General features: G+C 72.5%; 15 protein-coding genes. 11 read left to right on the top strand and 4 right to left on the bottom strand.

Features of this window, described 5'->3' with window-relative positions; genetic code table 11:
• Positions 1 to 111 precede the first annotated feature (111 nt).
• Positions 112 to 843 carry an SseB family protein gene (locus B446_RS08255; RefSeq protein WP_020938963.1) on the top strand — a complete coding sequence of 244 codons (732 nt, stop codon included), beginning with the start codon at positions 112 to 114 and terminating at the stop codon, positions 841 to 843.
• Between the two features lie 13 nt (positions 844 to 856).
• Here B446_RS08255 and B446_RS08250 read toward each other — a convergent pair whose 3' ends face one another.
• Positions 857 to 1,213 (bottom strand): DUF1844 domain-containing protein, encoded by a 357-nt coding sequence (locus B446_RS08250; protein ID WP_020938962.1) that lies wholly within the window; start codon positions 1,211 to 1,213, stop codon positions 857 to 859.
• Between the two features lie 370 nt (positions 1,214 to 1,583).
• On the opposite strand from B446_RS08250, the gene infC reads away from it, so the two are divergent.
• From infC to B446_RS08210, 8 genes are all read left to right on the top strand, one after another.
• A complete protein-coding gene (gene infC / locus B446_RS08245; RefSeq protein WP_078614664.1) occupies positions 1,584 to 2,258 on the top strand; it encodes a translation initiation factor IF-3 in 675 nt (224 codons plus the stop codon).
• Positions 2,259 to 2,370: 112 nt separating this feature from the next.
• A complete protein-coding gene (gene rpmI / locus B446_RS08240; RefSeq protein ID WP_004933563.1) occupies positions 2,371 to 2,565 on the top strand; it encodes a 50S ribosomal protein L35 in 195 nt (64 codons plus the stop codon).
• Positions 2,566 to 2,663: 98 nt separating this feature from the next.
• Entirely contained in the window at positions 2,664 to 3,047 is a 384-nt protein-coding gene (gene rplT / locus B446_RS08235; RefSeq protein ID WP_020938960.1) for a 50S ribosomal protein L20, read from the top strand.
• A 127-nt stretch (positions 3,048 to 3,174) separates the two neighbouring features.
• Positions 3,175 to 4,032 carry a TrmH family RNA methyltransferase gene (locus tag B446_RS08230; RefSeq protein WP_020938959.1) on the top strand — a complete coding sequence of 286 codons (858 nt, stop codon included), beginning with the start codon at positions 3,175 to 3,177 and terminating at the stop codon, positions 4,030 to 4,032.
• Between the two features lie 50 nt (positions 4,033 to 4,082).
• Positions 4,083 to 5,216 (top strand): sensor histidine kinase, encoded by a 1,134-nt coding sequence (locus B446_RS08225; protein ID WP_043475054.1) that lies wholly within the window; start codon positions 4,083 to 4,085, stop codon positions 5,214 to 5,216.
• A gap of 149 nt (positions 5,217 to 5,365) precedes the next feature.
• Positions 5,366 to 6,487, top strand: coding sequence for a phenylalanine--tRNA ligase subunit alpha (gene pheS, locus B446_RS08220; protein WP_020938957.1), 1,122 nt, complete (start codon positions 5,366 to 5,368; stop codon positions 6,485 to 6,487).
• Positions 6,487 to 9,009 carry a phenylalanine--tRNA ligase subunit beta gene (gene pheT / locus B446_RS08215; RefSeq protein WP_020938956.1) on the top strand — a complete coding sequence of 841 codons (2,523 nt, stop codon included), beginning with the start codon at positions 6,487 to 6,489 and terminating at the stop codon, positions 9,007 to 9,009. Before pheS ends, pheT begins: the two co-directional genes overlap by 1 nt.
• Positions 9,010 to 9,255: 246 nt before the next feature.
• The gene (locus B446_RS08210; protein WP_020938955.1) at positions 9,256 to 10,302 is read left to right on the top strand and encodes a PP2C family protein-serine/threonine phosphatase; all 1,047 of its coding nucleotides are present in this window, start codon (positions 9,256 to 9,258) and stop codon (positions 10,300 to 10,302) included.
• 31 nt (positions 10,303 to 10,333) lie between these two features.
• On the opposite strand, the gene B446_RS08205 is transcribed toward B446_RS08210, so the two are convergent.
• Positions 10,334 to 11,221, bottom strand: coding sequence for a PD40 domain-containing protein (locus B446_RS08205; RefSeq protein WP_020938954.1), 888 nt, complete (start codon positions 11,219 to 11,221; stop codon positions 10,334 to 10,336).
• Positions 11,222 to 11,683: 462 nt separating this feature from the next.
• Here B446_RS08205 and B446_RS08200 point away from each other — a divergent pair, with 462 nt between their 5' ends.
• Together B446_RS08200 and B446_RS08195 are read left to right on the top strand one after the other, a co-directional pair.
• Positions 11,684 to 13,024, top strand: a complete 1,341-nt coding sequence (locus B446_RS08200; protein WP_020938953.1) for a hypothetical protein — start codon at positions 11,684 to 11,686, stop codon at positions 13,022 to 13,024.
• Positions 13,025 to 13,089: 65 nt separating this feature from the next.
• Positions 13,090 to 13,626, top strand: a complete 537-nt coding sequence (locus B446_RS08195) for an NUDIX hydrolase (protein WP_020938952.1) — start codon at positions 13,090 to 13,092, stop codon at positions 13,624 to 13,626.
• Here B446_RS08195 and B446_RS08190 read toward each other — a convergent pair.
• Both B446_RS08190 and B446_RS08185 read right to left on the bottom strand, forming a co-directional pair.
• Entirely contained in the window at positions 13,623 to 13,883 is a 261-nt protein-coding gene (locus B446_RS08190; RefSeq protein WP_020938951.1) for a hypothetical protein, read from the bottom strand. The genes B446_RS08195 and B446_RS08190 overlap by 4 nt on opposite strands.
• A gap of 193 nt (positions 13,884 to 14,076) precedes the next feature.
• Positions 14,077 to 14,952 (bottom strand): 3-hydroxybutyryl-CoA dehydrogenase, encoded by an 876-nt coding sequence (locus B446_RS08185; RefSeq protein ID WP_078614663.1) that lies wholly within the window; start codon positions 14,950 to 14,952, stop codon positions 14,077 to 14,079.
• Between the last annotated feature and the right edge of the window lie 69 nt (positions 14,953 to 15,021).

The following is a 15,021-nucleotide window of genomic DNA, read 5'->3' as shown; positions in this document are numbered from 1 at the left end:
CGGATGAGAGCCGGGTCGGCGAACGCCGGGACACCTGTGCACCGGCCGGGAGGGCCGCCGCCACCGGCCCCGTACGAGCGGGACGGCCACCCCCCTATAGGGTCGGTGACCGTGGCGAACAAGAACATTCCCGACCCCGGCTTCTCCGACGACGACGGCTCCGCCGACCCCCGGCTGAGCGCCGCTCTCGCCGCCTGGGCCGAGGACCGTACGGCCGTCGGCCCCGTCCTGGAGGCGCTGCGCGGCGCCCGGCTGCTGGTCCCCGTCGTCGCGGTGCTCGGCGAGGTCGAGGAGGACGAGAACGGGCTGCGCCGCGAGAAGACCAGCGACATGGCCGTGCCGACGCTGAAGGCCGGCGCCCGCACCGCCCTGCCGGCCTTCACCTCCACCGACTCCCTGGCCCGCTGGGACCCGGCGGCCCGGCCCGTCGCCGTACCCCTGCACCAGGCGCTGCAGGCCGCCGCCCACGAGAAGGCGGACACGGTCGTGCTGGACCTGGCCGGACCGGTGCCGTTCGAGCTGACCGGCCCGGCGCTGCTCGCCCTGGCCGAGGGCCGGAGCAGTACCGACCCGCTCGCCGACCCGGCCGTGGTCGAGGCCGTCCGCGCCGCGGTGGCCGGCGTGCCCGCCGTGCTGCGCGCGCACCTCGGGCCGGGCCAGGCCGACGGCACCCTCGCCCTGGTCCTCGACCCGGCCGCGCCGCCCGCCGAGGCCGCCCGCGCCGTCGCCGAGCGGCTGTCGGCCGACGAGACACTGAGGGCCCGCCTGGTGCGCGGTCTCGACCTGGCACTGCTGCCGGCCGGGACCACCCCTCCGGGCGAGCCCCTGTACGTACGCGGATGAACGGACGGCGGTCCTAGCCGTAGACCGGGCCGGTGTACTTCTCGCCCGGGCCCTGGCCCGGCTCGTCCGGCACGATCGACGCCTCGCGGAACGCCAGCTGCAGCGACTTCAGGCCGTCGCGCAGCGGGGCCGCGTGGAAGGAGCTGATCTCGGTCGCGCTCGCGTCCAGCAGCCCGGCGAGCCCGCTGATCAGCTTGCGGGCCTCGTCCAGGTCCTTGTACTTGTCGCCCTCCTCGCTCAGCCCGAGCTTGACGGCGGCGGCGCTCATCAGGTTGACGGCGACCGTCACGATCACCTCGACGGCGGGGACCTCGGCGATGTCCCGGGTCATCGCGTCGAAGTCGGTGTTCTCAGGAGGGGTCTCACTCATGCCCCACACGATAGGCGAGGGCCGGCGGTGCCCCTCGTCAGCCCCGCCCCCGCCGCCCTCCGTCCCGATTAGCCCCCGTCGGGCGATCCTGGTAACCTGGATGTCGACCGGCCGGACACGTATGTGCTCGGCCCACAAGTGGAGGCTCCGATCTCCCACCTGACCGTCCTCCGGGGCGGCGGGTCATCCGGTCAGACGGCCACCATCGTTCCGTACGGACGATGGAGCCGTCCGAAAGCGCGCCCCGCGATCGTCGCGGCGGTGCTCCGGTTGCCATGGAGCCCCGCCTGTGATCGTCCGGGGCATTTTTTGTGCTTCGGCGCGGTTAGGTCTAACGAAAAGACGTAACGCGGCTGTCCGCCAGACCGCCGTGTGGTGCTACCGAGGAGGATCCATCAGCGCCGAGCCCCGCATCAACGACCGGATTCGCGTTCCCGAAGTGCGACTTGTCGGTCCCAGCGGCGAGCAGGTCGGGATTGTTCCGCTTGCCAAGGCCCTTGAGCTTGCTCAGGAGTACGACCTCGACCTCGTCGAGGTGGCGGCGACCGCTCGTCCGCCCGTCTGCAAGCTCATGGACTACGGCAAGTTCAAGTACGAGTCGGCCATGAAGGCTCGTGAGGCGCGCAAGAACCAGGCGCACACGGTCATCAAGGAGATGAAGCTCCGGCCGAAGATCGACCCGCACGACTACGACACCAAGAAGGGTCACGTCGTCCGGTTCCTCAAGCAGGGCGACAAGGTCAAGATCACGATCATGTTCCGTGGTCGCGAGCAGTCCCGGCCCGAGCTGGGCTACCGACTGCTGCAGCGTCTCGCGGAGGACGTCCAGGACCTCGGCTTCGTGGAGTCGAACCCGAAGCAGGACGGCCGAAACATGATCATGGTCCTCGGTCCGCACAAGAAGAAGACCGAGGCGATGGCCGAGGCCCGTCAGGCGCAGGAGGCCCGCAAGGCCGACGCGAAGGCGAATCCCGGCAAGTCGCAGAACGCGGCCGAGCACCCCGCCGAGGCAGAGGCACCTTCCGAGGAGCCTGCCGAGGCGTGACCCCGGGGGACCCCCGTCCCCAGGATGTAACCGAAACACAGAGCGACGCTCCACCGTGCCCGGTTTTCGCGACCGGGCACCAGAGCGCCACCGACGAGGAGAGAACGGCGCTATGCCGAAGAACAAGTCGCACAGCGGTGCCAGCAAGCGCTTCAAGGTCACCGGCTCCGGCAAGGTGCTCCGTGAGCGCGCCGGCAAGCGCCACCTGCTCGAGCACAAGTCGTCCCGCGTGACGCGCCGCCTCACCGGCAACGCCGAGATGGCCCCGGGCGACGCCGCGAAGATCAAGAAGCTTCTCGGCAAGTGACGTCACGGCGCCGCCTGAGCGCCGTACGTCTGGACCGGGACCCAATCGTTTCCGGGCCGTGTGAGCACCCCCACGGCCCCGCTACAAGGAGTTAACAAGTGGCACGCGTCAAGCGGGCAGTCAACGCCCACAAGAAGCGCCGGGCGATCCTCGAGGCGGCCTCCGGCTACCGCGGTCAGCGTTCGCGCCTGTACCGCAAGGCCAAGGAGCAGGTCACCCACTCGCTGGTCTACAACTACAACGACCGCAAGAAGCGCAAGGGCGACTTCCGTCAGCTGTGGATCCAGCGCATCAACGCCGCTGCCCGCGCCAACGGCATCACCTACAACCGCTTCATCCAGGGTCTGAAGGCCGCGAACGTCGAGGTCGACCGCAAGATCCTGGCCGAGCTGGCCGTCAACGACGCGAACGCGTTCGCCGCGCTCGTCGAGGTCGCCCAGAAGGCGCTGCCGTCGGACGTCAACGCCCCCAAGGCCGCGTGACGCCGGACCGGCTTCGAGCTGACGCTCACTGAGGACCCGCAGGCTGTATGGCTTGCGGGTCCTGTCGTTGGCGGGCCCGCCCCGCCGGCGCCACCGGAACCAGACTTTCCCGAAGGTGAAGAAGAGGATGCCGCCCGCCCCCGAGCTGATCTCCCCCCGGTCCGCACGCGTCTCCGCCGCCCGCCGGCTCGCCCGGCGCAACTTCCGGGGCAAGGACCGGCTGTTCCTCGCCGAGGGACCGCAGGCCGTCAGGGAAGCGGCCGCGCACCGGACCGACGGCGTCCCCGTCCTGGTCGAGCTGTTCGCCACCGTCGAGGCCGCCGACCGCTACGCCGACATCGTGGGAGCGGCCCGCGACGCCGGCGCCCGGGTGCACCTCGCCTCCGAAGAGGTCATCGCCGACATCTCCACCACCGTCACCCCCCAGGGGCTCGTCGGTGTGTGCCGGTTCCTCGACACCCCCTTCGCCGACGTGCTCGCCGCCCGGCCCCGGCTCGTCGCCGTCCTCGCCAACGTCCGCGACCCCGGCAACGCCGGGACCGTGCTGCGCTGCGCCGACGCCGCCGGCGCCGAGGCGGTCGTGCTCACCGACGCCTCCGTCGACCTGTACAACCCCAAGGCCGTACGCGCCTCCGTCGGCTCCCTGTTCCACCTGCCGGTCGCCGTGGGCGTGCCCGTCGAGCACGCCGTGCGGGGGCTGCGGGACGCCGGGGTGCGGATCCTCGCCGCCGACGGGGCCGGCGACCACGACCTGGACCAGGAACTCGACAAGGGCGCCATGGGCGGCCCGACCGCCTGGCTGTTCGGCAACGAGGCCTGGGGGCTCCCCGAGGAGACCCGCGCCCTCACCGACGCCGTCGTCCGCGTCCCCATCCACGGCCGGGCCGAGAGTCTGAACCTCGCCACCGCCGCGGCCGTATGTCTCTACGCGTCGGCGCGGGCACAGCGTGCCTCCGGAGGGTGCCGCTCCGTCACCGAGAGCTAGTAGGGTGACCCACTCGGGGCCCTGCGCCGTCTGAGAGGTGGGGTACGGGGATGAGTGTGGCCGGCACGAGCACCGCGCCGGAAGGACGGGACGCGCGGCGCGCCCCCGCGCCCCGGTGCGGGGACGACACCGGCGTCGACCCCGACCAGCTGCCCGACGGACTCGTCGTCGCCGACGAGAACGGCCGGGTCGTCCGCTTCAACGCCGCCGCCGAACGCGTCACCGCCCTCCGCGCCGCCGAGGCCCTCGGCCGGCCGCTGGAGAAGGCGCTGCCGCTGGAGGACCTGGAGGGCCGCCGCTGGTGGCAGCTCACCGACCCCTACGGCGGCCTCGCCATCCGGGTCCGCCAGCCCGAGCGCAACCTGCTGCTGCCCGGCGGCCGCGAGGTCCTGGTCTCCGCCCGCTACGTGCGCGCCGAACCCCTCGGACCCGTCCGGTGCGTCGTCGTCTCGCTGCGGGACACCGAGGCCCGCCGGCGCACCGAGCGCAGCCACGCCGAGCTGATCGCCACCGTCGCCCACGAGCTGCGCTCCCCGCTGACCTCCGTGAAGGGCTTCACCGCCACCCTCCTGGCCAAGTGGGAACGCTTCACCGACGACCAGAAGCGGCTGATGCTGGAGACCGTCGACGCCGACGCCGACCGGGTCACCCGGCTGATCGCCGAGCTGCTCGACATATCCCGGATCGACAGCGGCCGGCTCGAGGTGCGCCGCCAGCCCGTCGACATCGGCGCGGCCGTCGGCCGGCACATCCAGGCCTACGTCGCCTCCGGCCAGCCCGCCGACCGGTTCCTGCTGCGCATCGAGCAGCCGCTGCCCGCCCTGTGGGCCGACCCCGACAAGGTCGACCAGGTGCTGAGCAACCTGCTGGAAAATGCCGTGCGGCACGGCGAGGGAACCGTCACCATTGACGTCACACCCTCGGCGTCCCCGCGCGAGGGCGAGGAAACCGGCACGTCGGTCACGGTGAGCGACGAGGGGCCAGGCATCCCGGAGGAGTCCATGAACCGCGTCTTCACCCGCTTCTGGCGGGGCAGCAAGCGCGGTGGCACGGGCCTCGGGCTCTACATCGTCAAGGGCATCGTCGAAGCCCACGGCGGTGTCATCACGGTCGGCCGCGCCACCGGCGGCGGCGCCGAGTTCCGATTTACGTTGCCCGTGAGCACGCCGGCGTATCTCGCCTAGCGGCCCACGGGCTCTTCGCCTGTCTCCACCCCGTTAGACTCGGCCTTTGGCACCTTTGTGTCCTACACACGACACACGGCACACGGCCCTCAGGCAGCACGGAGTCGGTGACGGGGACCATCCGCCAGCAATCGGAAGCACGGGAAGAGATGTCGGCACCCAATAAGTCGTACGACCCAGTCGAGGTCGAGGCGTTGAAACCGGAAGAGATCGAGCGCATGCGGGACGAGGCGCTCGCCGCCTTCGCCGCCGCGGACTCCCTCGACGCGCTCCACGAGGCCAAGGTCGCCCACACCGGCCCCGCCTCCCCGCTGGCCCTCGCCAACCGCGAGATCGGCGCCCTGCCGCCGCACGCCAAGGCCGACGCGGGCAAGCGCGTCGGCATGGCACGCGGCGCCGTGAACAAGGGCCTCGCCGCTCGGCAGAGCGAGCTGGAGGCCGAGCGCGACGCCCGCGTGCTCGTCGAGGAGGACGTCGACGTCACGCTGCCGTACGACCGCGTGAGCGCCGGCGCCCGCCACCCGCTGACCACGCTCTCGGAGCGCATCGAGGACATCTTCGTGGCCATGGGCTACGAGGTCGCCGAGGGCCCCCAGGCCGAGGCCGAGTGGTTCAACTTCGACGCCCTCAACATCGGCCCCGACCACCCGGCCCGCGGCGAGGCCGACACGTTCTTCGTGCAGGGCCCGGACGGCGGCACCGAGTCCGGTGTCGTGCTGCGCACCCACACCTCGCCGGTCCAGATCCGCTCCCTGCTGGAGCGCGAGCTGCCGGTCTACGTGATCTGCCCCGGCGTCGTCTACCGCACCGACGAGCTGGACGCCACGCACACGCCCGTCTTCCGCCAGGTCGAGCTGCTCGCCGTGGACGAGGGCCTGACCATGGCCGACCTCAAGGGCACCCTGGACCACATGGTCCAGTCGCTGTTCGGCGAGGGCACGAAGACCCGGCTGCGGCCGAACTTCTTCCCCTTCACCGAGCCGAGCGCCGAGATGGACATGCTCTGCTACGTCTGCAAGGGCGAGTCCGTGGGCAACTCCGACCGGCCCTGCCGCACCTGCTCCAGCGAGGGCTGGATCGAGCTGGGCGGCTGCGGCATGGTCAACCCGCGGGTGCTCACCGCCTGCGGCGTCGACCCGGAGAAGTACAGCGGCTTCGCCTTCGGGTTCGGCATCGAGCGGATGCTGATGTTCCGCCACAACGTCGAGGACATGCGAGACATGGTCGAGGGTGACGTCCGGTTCACCCGGCCGTTCGGGATGGAGATCTGATGCGGGTCCCGCTTTCTTGGCTGCGGGAGTACGTCGACCTGCCGGCCACCGAGACCGGCCGCGACGTCCAGGCCAAGCTCATCTCGGCCGGTCTCGAGGTCGAGACCGTCGAGCAGCTCGGCGCCGACCTCAAGGGTCCGCTGGTGGTCGGCCAGGTGCTGACCATCGAGGAGCTGGAGGGCTTCAAGAAGCCGATCCGCTTCTGCACCGTCGACGTCGGCCAGGCCAACGGCACCGGCGAGCCCCAGGAGATCGTCTGCGGCGCCCGCAACTTCGCGGTCGGCGACAAGGTCGTCGTGGTCCTCCCGGGCGCCACGCTGCCCGGCGGCTTCTCCATCGCCGCGCGCAAGACCTACGGCAAGACGTCCCACGGCATGATCTGCTCCACCGACGAGCTGGGCATGGGCGACGACGGCACCCACGGCATCATCGTGCTGCCGCCGGAGACCGAGGTCGGCAGGGACGCCATCGAGCTGCTGGAGCTGGTCGACGAGGTCCTGGACATCGCCGTCACCGCCAACCGCGGCGACTGCCTGTCCATCCGCGGCGTCGCCCGCGAGACCGCCATCGGCTACGGCCTGCCGCTGCGCGACCCGGCGCTCATCGACGTGCCGGGCCCGAACGCGTTCGGCTACCCGGTCCAGGTCACCGACCCGCACGGCTGCGACCGCTTCACCGCCCGCACCGTCACCGGTCTGAGCCCCGAGGCGCGCTCCCCGATCTGGCTCCAGCGCCGGCTGCAGAAGGTCGGCATGCGCCCGATCTCGCTCGCCGTCGACGTCACCAACTACGTGATGATGGAGCTCGGCCAGCCGCTGCACGCCTACGACCGCACGCTGATCCAGGGCACCATCGGCGTGCGCCGGGCCGAGGAGGGCGAGAAGCTCGTCACCCTCGACGGCGTCGAGCGCAAGCTGCACGCCGAGGACCTCGTCATCACCGACGACCGCGGCCCCATCGGCCTCGCCGGCGTGATGGGCGGCGCCAACACGGAGATCGCCGACCACACGGACGCCGGGAACGGCGCCGCCCCGACCACCGACGTCGTGATCGAGGCCGCCCACTTCGACGCCGTCTCCGTCGCGCGCACCGGCCGCCGCCACAAGCTGCTCACCGAGGCGTCCCGCCGCTTCGAGCGCGGCGTCGACCCGCAGGCCGCGGCCGCCGCCGCCCAGCGCACCGTCGACCTGCTGGTGCTGCTCGCCGGCGGCACCGCCGAGGCGGGCGTCACCGAGGTCGTCGCGCCCACCGCGCCGCACACCATCACCGTCCCGGCCGACCACCCCGACAAGGTCGCGGGCGTCACCTACGGCCGCGAGACCGTGGTGCGCCGGCTCCAGGAGGTCGGCTGCGACGTCTACGGGCAGGACGAGCTGGTCGTCACCGCCCCGTCCTGGCGGCCCGACCTCACCGACCCGAACGACCTCGCCGAGGAGGTCATCCGGCTGGAGGGCTACGAGAACCTGCCCTCCACGCTGCCCAGGCCCCCCGCGGGACGCGGCCTGACGCACCGGCAGCGGCTGCACCGCCGGGTCGGCCGCGCGCTGGCCGGCGCGGGCTACGTCGAGGCGCCGAACTACCCCTTCGTCTCCGAGCAGGTCTTCGACCACCTCGGCCTGGAGGCCGACGACCCGGCCCGCCGTGTCGTCAAGCTGGTCAACCCGCTCAACGACGAGGAGCCCGCGCTCCGCACGACGCTGCTGCCGGGCCTGCTGGGCGCCCTGCGGCGCAACGACGGCCGCGGTTCGCACGACCTCGCCCTGTTCGAGACCGGCCTGGTCTTCCGGCCGCGCGAGGAGCAGCCGGCCGCCGTCCACCTGACCGTCGACCGGCGTCCCACCGACGAGGAGATCGCACGGCTGAACGCGGCGCTGCCCGAGCAGCCGCGTCTCGTGGCCGCCGTCCTCGCGGGCGCCCGCGAGCAGGCCGGCTGGTGGGGCAAGGGCCGCCCGGCCGACTGGGCCGACGCCGTCGAGGCGGCGCGCACTGTCGCGGCCGAGGCCGGCGCGGACCTGATCGTCCGCAAGGGCCGGTACGGCCCCTGGCACCCCGGCCGCTGCGCCGAACTGGCCGTCGTCGTGGACGGCACGGAGCGGGTCGTGGGCCACGCGGGCGAGCTCCACCCGCGCGTCGTGAAGGCGCTCGGGCTGCCCGAGCGCACCTGCGCCATGGAGCTCGACCTGGACGCGCTGGAGGCCGCCGGCGACGGCGTCCCGCAGGCGCCGGCCATCTCCACGTTCCCGGTCGCCACGCAGGACGTCGCCCTCGTGGTCGACAAGCCGGTCCCGGCCGTCGAGGTCGAGGCGGCGCTGCGCGAGGGCGCGGGTGAACTGCTGGAGTCCATCCGGCTGTTCGACGTGTACGAGAACGCCGAGCAGCTCGGCGACGGCAGGAAGTCGCTGGCGTACGCGCTCCGCTTCCGGGCCACGGACCGGACGCTGACCGTGGACGAGGCGTCGGCCGCCCGGGACGCCGCGGTCGCCCTGGCGGGCGAGCGGACCGGGGCGGTGCTGCGGGGCTAGCCGCCGCAGGGGCTTCGCACGCGGCCGGCCGGGGTCTTCCCCGGCCGGCCGCGCCTTTGTGCCGCGCCCCCGGTCCAGCCGGCGTCCCCGGTGCATAAATGCGGGTCGGACGGGGTGCGTTCTCACTCGTTCGGGTGGGAATCCGGGGTGATCCCCGCCGCCCGGCGCATGCCGTCGACAGAATCGGACCGGCCTTCCGGGGCCGGTCCGTCCGCTCTGTCAGGGCCCACATGGGGGACCAGAGACATGATCCGCATCAAGGCACGGGCGCCCGCGGCACGAGAGGGCGTACTCCCCGCGGTCTGGGGAGCGTTGGCGGTCGGCTACAAGTTCGGCTGCCCACTCGCCCAGCAGAACGGACTCGCCGCCCGCGTCGTCACCGGCGCCGTGTTCATCGCGGTCGGGACCGGTCTCATCGTCCAGGTCCGCCGTTCCCTGCTGCGCGAGCTCCGGCAGGCCCGGCGGGTGGCGGGCGCCGCGCAGAGCGCGCTGCTGCGGCCCCCGCCGCCCCGCCTCGACGGACTGCACCTGGCGGCCGCCCAGCTCTCCGCCGAGCGGGGGGCGGCCATCGGCGGCGACCTCTACGAGGCCGTCGCCACCGAGCACGGCGTCCGCGTGGTCATGGGCGACGTGCGCGGCCACGGACTCGCCGCCCTCGGCACCGCCGCCGCTCTGCTGGGCAGCTTCCGCGAGGCCGCCCACGACGAGCCCGAACTCGCCCTCGTGCTGCGCCGGCTGGAGCGGGCCCACGCCCGCCACCTGCGGGAGCGCTGCCGCGGCGACCACCCGGCGAGCGGGCGGGACCCGGGGCCGCCCGTCGCCGAGGAGTTCGTCACCGTCCTGTTGCTGGAGATCGCCCGCGACGGGCGGGTGCGCGCGCTCAACTGCGGCCATCCCTGGCCCTATCTGCTCAGCGGCACCCGGGTGGAGACCCTCACCCGCGCCGACCCGCTCCCGCCGCTCGGCGCCTTCCCGCTCCCGGCGGAGCCGGCCGCTCAGCCCTGCGGCCGGCTGCTGCCCGGTGAGTCGCTGGTGCTGTTCACCGACGGCGCCGAGGACGCGAGGGACGCCCGGGGGCGGTTCTTTCCCCTGCCCACGGTGCTGCGCGAGGCCCTGGGCCACCACCCGGTCACCCCGCAGACGGTGCTCCGCACGGTCTTCACGGCCCTGCTGCGGCACACGGCGGGCCGGCCGGCGGACGACGTCGCCCTGCTGGTCCTGCGCAACGACCGGCGCGGAGCGCGCTCCCCGGGGCCGTGCGACACCGGCACGGACGCCACCGTGCCGGCCTGACCCACCTACCGTTCCATGGCCGAAGAGTGTGTCAGGGGCGCCAGTCCGCCTCCAGGTCGTGGGAGTCGGTCTTGGTGAGCTCGGTCGTTCCGGTGCCGTCCGCGCGGACCAGGTACAGGTGTTCGGGGTCCGCGTCGTCGCCCCCGCCCCGGGTGAAGACCAGACGGCTGCCGTCCGGGGACCACGAGGGGTACTTGTCGTTGAAACGGGCCGAGGTGATGCGGTGCACTCCGGTGCCGTCGGGGTGGACGACGTAGAGATGCGCGAAGCCCGAGGAGTCGACCCGGCTGAAGGCGATGCGGTTGCCGTGCGACCAGTCCGGCGTCCAGTCGTGGGAGCCCGAACCGGTGACCGCCGTCTGGGCCAGGGTGGACAGCCGGATCCGCATCACCCTGCTGTGTCCCCCGGTGTCCGCCCGGTTGAACGCGAGGTACTTGCCGTCCGGGGACCACGTCGGATGGAGGTCGTCCGCCGCGGTGTGGGTGAGCCGGGTGGCGGAAGTGCCGTCGACGTCGGCCACGTAGATCTCGCGCTGGGTGCCGACCGGCTTGGCGTAGGCGATCCGCTTGCCGTCCGGGGACCACGCCGGGTCGGACGCGCCCTTGGTGCCGGGGACGGCCTTCAGGCCGCCGCCCGTGGTCTTCATCGTCCAGATGCCGTCGATGGCGCCGCCGGACCCGTAGCGCACGAAGGCCACCCGCTTGCCGTCCGGGGACCAGCTGGGCATCACGTCGCTGACGGTGGGGGTGTGGGTGAGTTCCACCGGCGTGCCGCCGCCGGCCGAGACGGCGTAGAGGTCCTCGACGGGAGCTCCCGCCGTGTAGCGGGCGAAGACGATGGCGTGGTCCGCCGCCGCTCCCGCGTCTCCTGCCGCGGTGAGCGTCAAGGGCGCGGTCATGGCGAGCGCTGCGGCGGTCACCGCCGCCCGGCGACGCCGCGTCGCACCGGCTCCGCCGGTCCTGACGGTTCTTCGTCCCGCTCCGGCCGTGCCGTCGCCGCCGGTTGCGTGGTGCTGGTGCGTCAAGGTGTCCCCCCGAGGGCTGTCCGCGACCCGCCGTGGGCCGCTCCGGCGGCAAACATCCCACCCGGCGCAGCTCCGGGGAAGCGACGGCGGCCGAGGGTACGAGCTCTGTGACACGTTCCGTACGCCGCCGCCACATACCCGGGGTGCGGACCTGCGGTGACCGGATGTCGGGGCCGGGCCGCCGCTTTTCGAGGGGGAGCCGACGGCCCGGCCGACCTCTTGCGAGGCACCTCAGTCAAGCGGCGGAACACGCTGGGCGACAGCGCGCGCACCGTGCGGATGCGCGTACTCCGTTCACACCCCGTGTGAACCCGGAAGCACTACGCTGACCGCACCAGGCCACCCGGGGGGCAACCCATGCAGCCCAACACTCTGCTCGACGCGATCCTGGACGAGGCGGGGGTCTCCCACGCCGGTCTCGCCGCCCACGTGAACCAGGCGGGCCGGCGGCGCGGCCTCGCGCTCCGCTACGAACACACCGCCGTGGCACGGTGGCTGAAGGGCCAGCGGCCGCGCGGCCAGGTGCCCGACCTGATCTGCGAGGTGCTCGCCGCCCGGCTGCACCGGCCGGTCACCCTCGACGACATCGGCCTCGGTGTCCCCGGGGAGCCCAGCGCCCCGTCCACCGGCTCGCTCTCCGGTTTCGTCGAGCGCGCCACCGCGCTGTGGCGCTCCGACGAACAGCAGCGCCCGCACGTGCTCGGCGCGCCCGCGGTCACCGGCACCCCCGCTGTGATGCCGGTGTGGGAATGGGAGAACCCGCCCGAGGACACGGACGTCTCCCGCGGCGGCCGGCACCGGGTCACCCCGGCCGACATCGAGATGCTGCGCGCCGCCCGCGCCCACTACGAGCAGATGTACCGCAAGGCCGGCGGCATCGCGACCCGCACCCGCATCGTCGGATTCCTCAACGCGGAGGCCGCGCCGCTGCTGCGCGGCAGCTACACCGACGCCACCGGGCGCCAACTGCACCGCGCCACCGGCGGGCTGGTGGCCATCGCGGGAATCTGCGCGTACGACTCCGACGCGCACGGGCTCGCCCAGCGCTACTTCCACCAGGCGCTCAGGCTGGCCAAGGCCAGCGGGGACCGGGGACTGGGCGCCTACGTGATCGCGCTGCTGGTCAACCAGGCGCTGTTCATGCGGGAGTACCGGCAGGCCGTCGCCTTCGCCGAGGCCGCGCTGCGCGCCGCGGGCAAGCACATCACCCCGGCGCTCGCCTCCGACCTGTACGCGATGCAGGCCAAGGCGTACGCCCACCTCGGCGACGGCGGCAGCGCGCTGTCCTGCATCCGGCGCGCCGAGACGGCCGCCGACCGCATCCGGCGCGGGTACGAGCCGGACGAGACCGGCTACGTCCAGCCGGGCCTGGTCAACGTGCAGGTGGCGGAGGCGCTCCTCAGCCTCGGGGAACTCGCCGCCGCCCGGGAGCACGCGGCGGCCGCGGTGGACAACCCGGCGCACGACCGGGGCCGGGTGCACCGGCTCGCCATGCTGAGCACGATCGAACTGCGCCAGGGCAACGCGGACAAGGCGGTGGTCACCGCCGTGCGGATGGCCGAGCAGGCCCGCGGGATGGAGTCCCGGCGGCTGCGCGACCGGCTGCGCGCGGTGCGCGAACACCTGGTGCGCTGCGGCGCGGCCGGAACGGCGGAAGCCGCCGAGCTCATCGACGGCGCACTGCGCGTACCGCTGTAGGCGCCCTGTAGGTACCCAGTCCCTGCTGCGATATTGCCACTTACTCGTCGGAAGGTGGCAGAACCGTGCAGTGGACGAAACAGAACGAACAAACTGTGTACGAGAACCGCTGGTTCAGCGTCAACCTCGCTGATGTCGAGCTGCCGGACGGCCGGCACCTCGACCACTTCCTCATCCGGCTGCGGCCGGTCGCCGTCGCCACGGTGGTCAACGAGGCCAACGAGGTCCTGCTGCTGTGGCGGCACCGGTTCATCACCGACAGCTGGGGCTGGGAACTGGCCGCCGGCGTGGTGGAGGACGGCGAGGACGTCGCGACCGCGGCCGCCAGGGAACTGGAGGAGGAGACCGGCTGGCGGCCGGGACCCCTGCACCACCTGATGAGCGTCGAGCCGTCCAACGGTCTCACCGACGCCCGGCACCACATCTACTGGTCCGACCGGGGCGAGTACGTCGGACATCCCGTGGACGACTTCGAGTCGGACCGCCGCGAGTGGGTCCCGCTCAAGGTCGTCCCCGACCTGATCGCCCGGGGGGAGGTCCCGGCCGCCAACATGGCGGCCGCGTTACTCCTGCTGCACCACCTCAGGCTCGCCGACGACTAGTGGGCCGACAGCACCTGCCAGACCGTCGCCACCAGCGCCCCCAGTGCGGTGAGCGCGGCGAGCGAGGGCAGCGGCCAGCGCGCGTGTTCCAGCGAGACCATGCGCGAGTGCAGCTCGTCCACTTCCTTGGCGGTCTCCTCGGTGCGGTGACTGAGCAGAGCCAGCCCGCCCTCGACGCGGGCGTACGCCACGTCGAGCCGGCGCCGTAACTCTGCGAGTTCTCCGGGGACCGCGGGACGCTCCGGATCGGTGGTCACGGGTCCACTCCTTTCCGTAGTCGAATGCGCTTGCTTCGCATCCCTTGCATGCGCATCAAGAGTGAACCCGCCTGGTGGGCGCGAGGGGAGCGTGTGCGAAGGGCATATGCGGGCCCGGCGCGCACACGGTGTGTGAAACGCGTGGGCCCGGCACCAGAACCGGTGCCGGGCCCACGGGAGTGGCGGACGGTAGTCAGCCGTAGGTGTAGAAGCCCGAGCCCGTCTTGCGGCCGAGCCGGCCGGCCTCGACCATGCGCTGGAGCAGCGGGGGAGCGGCGTACAGCGGCTCCTTGTACTCGGCGTACATCGAGTTGGCGATGGAGACGATGGTGTCCAGACCGATCAGGTCGGACAGCTTCAGCGGGCCCATCGGGTGGGCGCAGCCCATCTCCATGCCGTTGTCGATGTCCTCACGGCTCGCGATGCCCGACTCGAACATGCGGATCGCGGACAGCAGGTAGGGCACCAGCAGCGCGTTCACGACGAAGCCGGAGCGGTCCTGGGCGCGGATGGCGTGCTTGCCGAGCGTCTTCTCGGCGAAGACCTGGGCGCGGCTGAGGGTGCCCTCGGAGGTGGTGAGCGCCGGGATCAGCTCGACCAGCGCCTGCACCGGAGCCGGGTTGAAGAAGTGGATGCCGACCACGTGGTCCGGACGCGAGGTGGCGACCGCCAGCTTCACCAGCGGGATCGAGGAGGTGTTGGAGGCCAGGATCGCGTCCGCGCGGGTCACCACCTGGTCGAGCACCTGGAAGATCTCGGTCTTCACCTGCTCGTTCTCCACGACGGCCTCGATCACCAGATCCCGGTCGGCGAACTCGCCGAGGTCGGTGGTGAAGCTCAGCCGGGCCTGGGTGGAGTCCCGCTCCTCCTCAGTGATCTTGCCCCGCTCGGCGGCCTTGGTGAGGGAGTTGAGCAGCCGGGTACGGCCGATCTCCAGGGCCTCGCCGGTGGTCTCGGCGACCTTCACGTCCAGTCCCGCGCGGGCGCACACCTCGGCGATGCCCGCGCCCATCTGGCCGCAGCCCACGACTCCGACGCGCGTGATATCTCCCGATGGGAAGCCTGTCACTTCGTCCCCTTAGCTGGTTCTCCGGCTCGCTGGCAGACCTCCGGGGTTCGGCGCCTGCTCCGATCGTGC

Origin of the sequence: Streptomyces collinus Tu 365, assembly GCF_000444875.1 — a bacterium.
GTDB lineage: Bacteria > Actinomycetota > Actinomycetes > Streptomycetales > Streptomycetaceae > Streptomyces > Streptomyces collinus_A.
The sequence above is the reverse complement of the archived record's forward strand: the minus strand, read 5'-3'. Positions and strand labels throughout refer to the sequence as shown.

Bases quoted from the DNA above. Each gene is read 5' to 3' on its own strand.
- B446_RS08250 (WP_020938962.1), bottom strand. From the start codon at position 1,213: ATGAGTGAGACCCCTCCTGAGAACACCGACTTCGACGCGATGACCCGG.
- B446_RS08210 (WP_020938955.1), top strand. From the start codon at position 9,256: ATGATCCGCATCAAGGCACGGGCGCCCGCGGCACGAGAGGGCGTACTC.
- pheT (WP_020938956.1), top strand. From the start codon at position 6,487: ATGCGGGTCCCGCTTTCTTGGCTGCGGGAGTACGTCGACCTGCCGGCC.
- B446_RS08230 (WP_020938959.1), top strand. From the start codon at position 3,175: ATGCCGCCCGCCCCCGAGCTGATCTCCCCCCGGTCCGCACGCGTCTCC.
- pheS (WP_020938957.1), top strand. From the start codon at position 5,366: ATGTCGGCACCCAATAAGTCGTACGACCCAGTCGAGGTCGAGGCGTTG.
- B446_RS08225 (WP_043475054.1), top strand. From the start codon at position 4,083: ATGAGTGTGGCCGGCACGAGCACCGCGCCGGAAGGACGGGACGCGCGG.
- rpmI (WP_004933563.1), top strand. From the start codon at position 2,371: ATGCCGAAGAACAAGTCGCACAGCGGTGCCAGCAAGCGCTTCAAGGTC.
- B446_RS08200 (WP_020938953.1), top strand. From the start codon at position 11,684: ATGCAGCCCAACACTCTGCTCGACGCGATCCTGGACGAGGCGGGGGTC.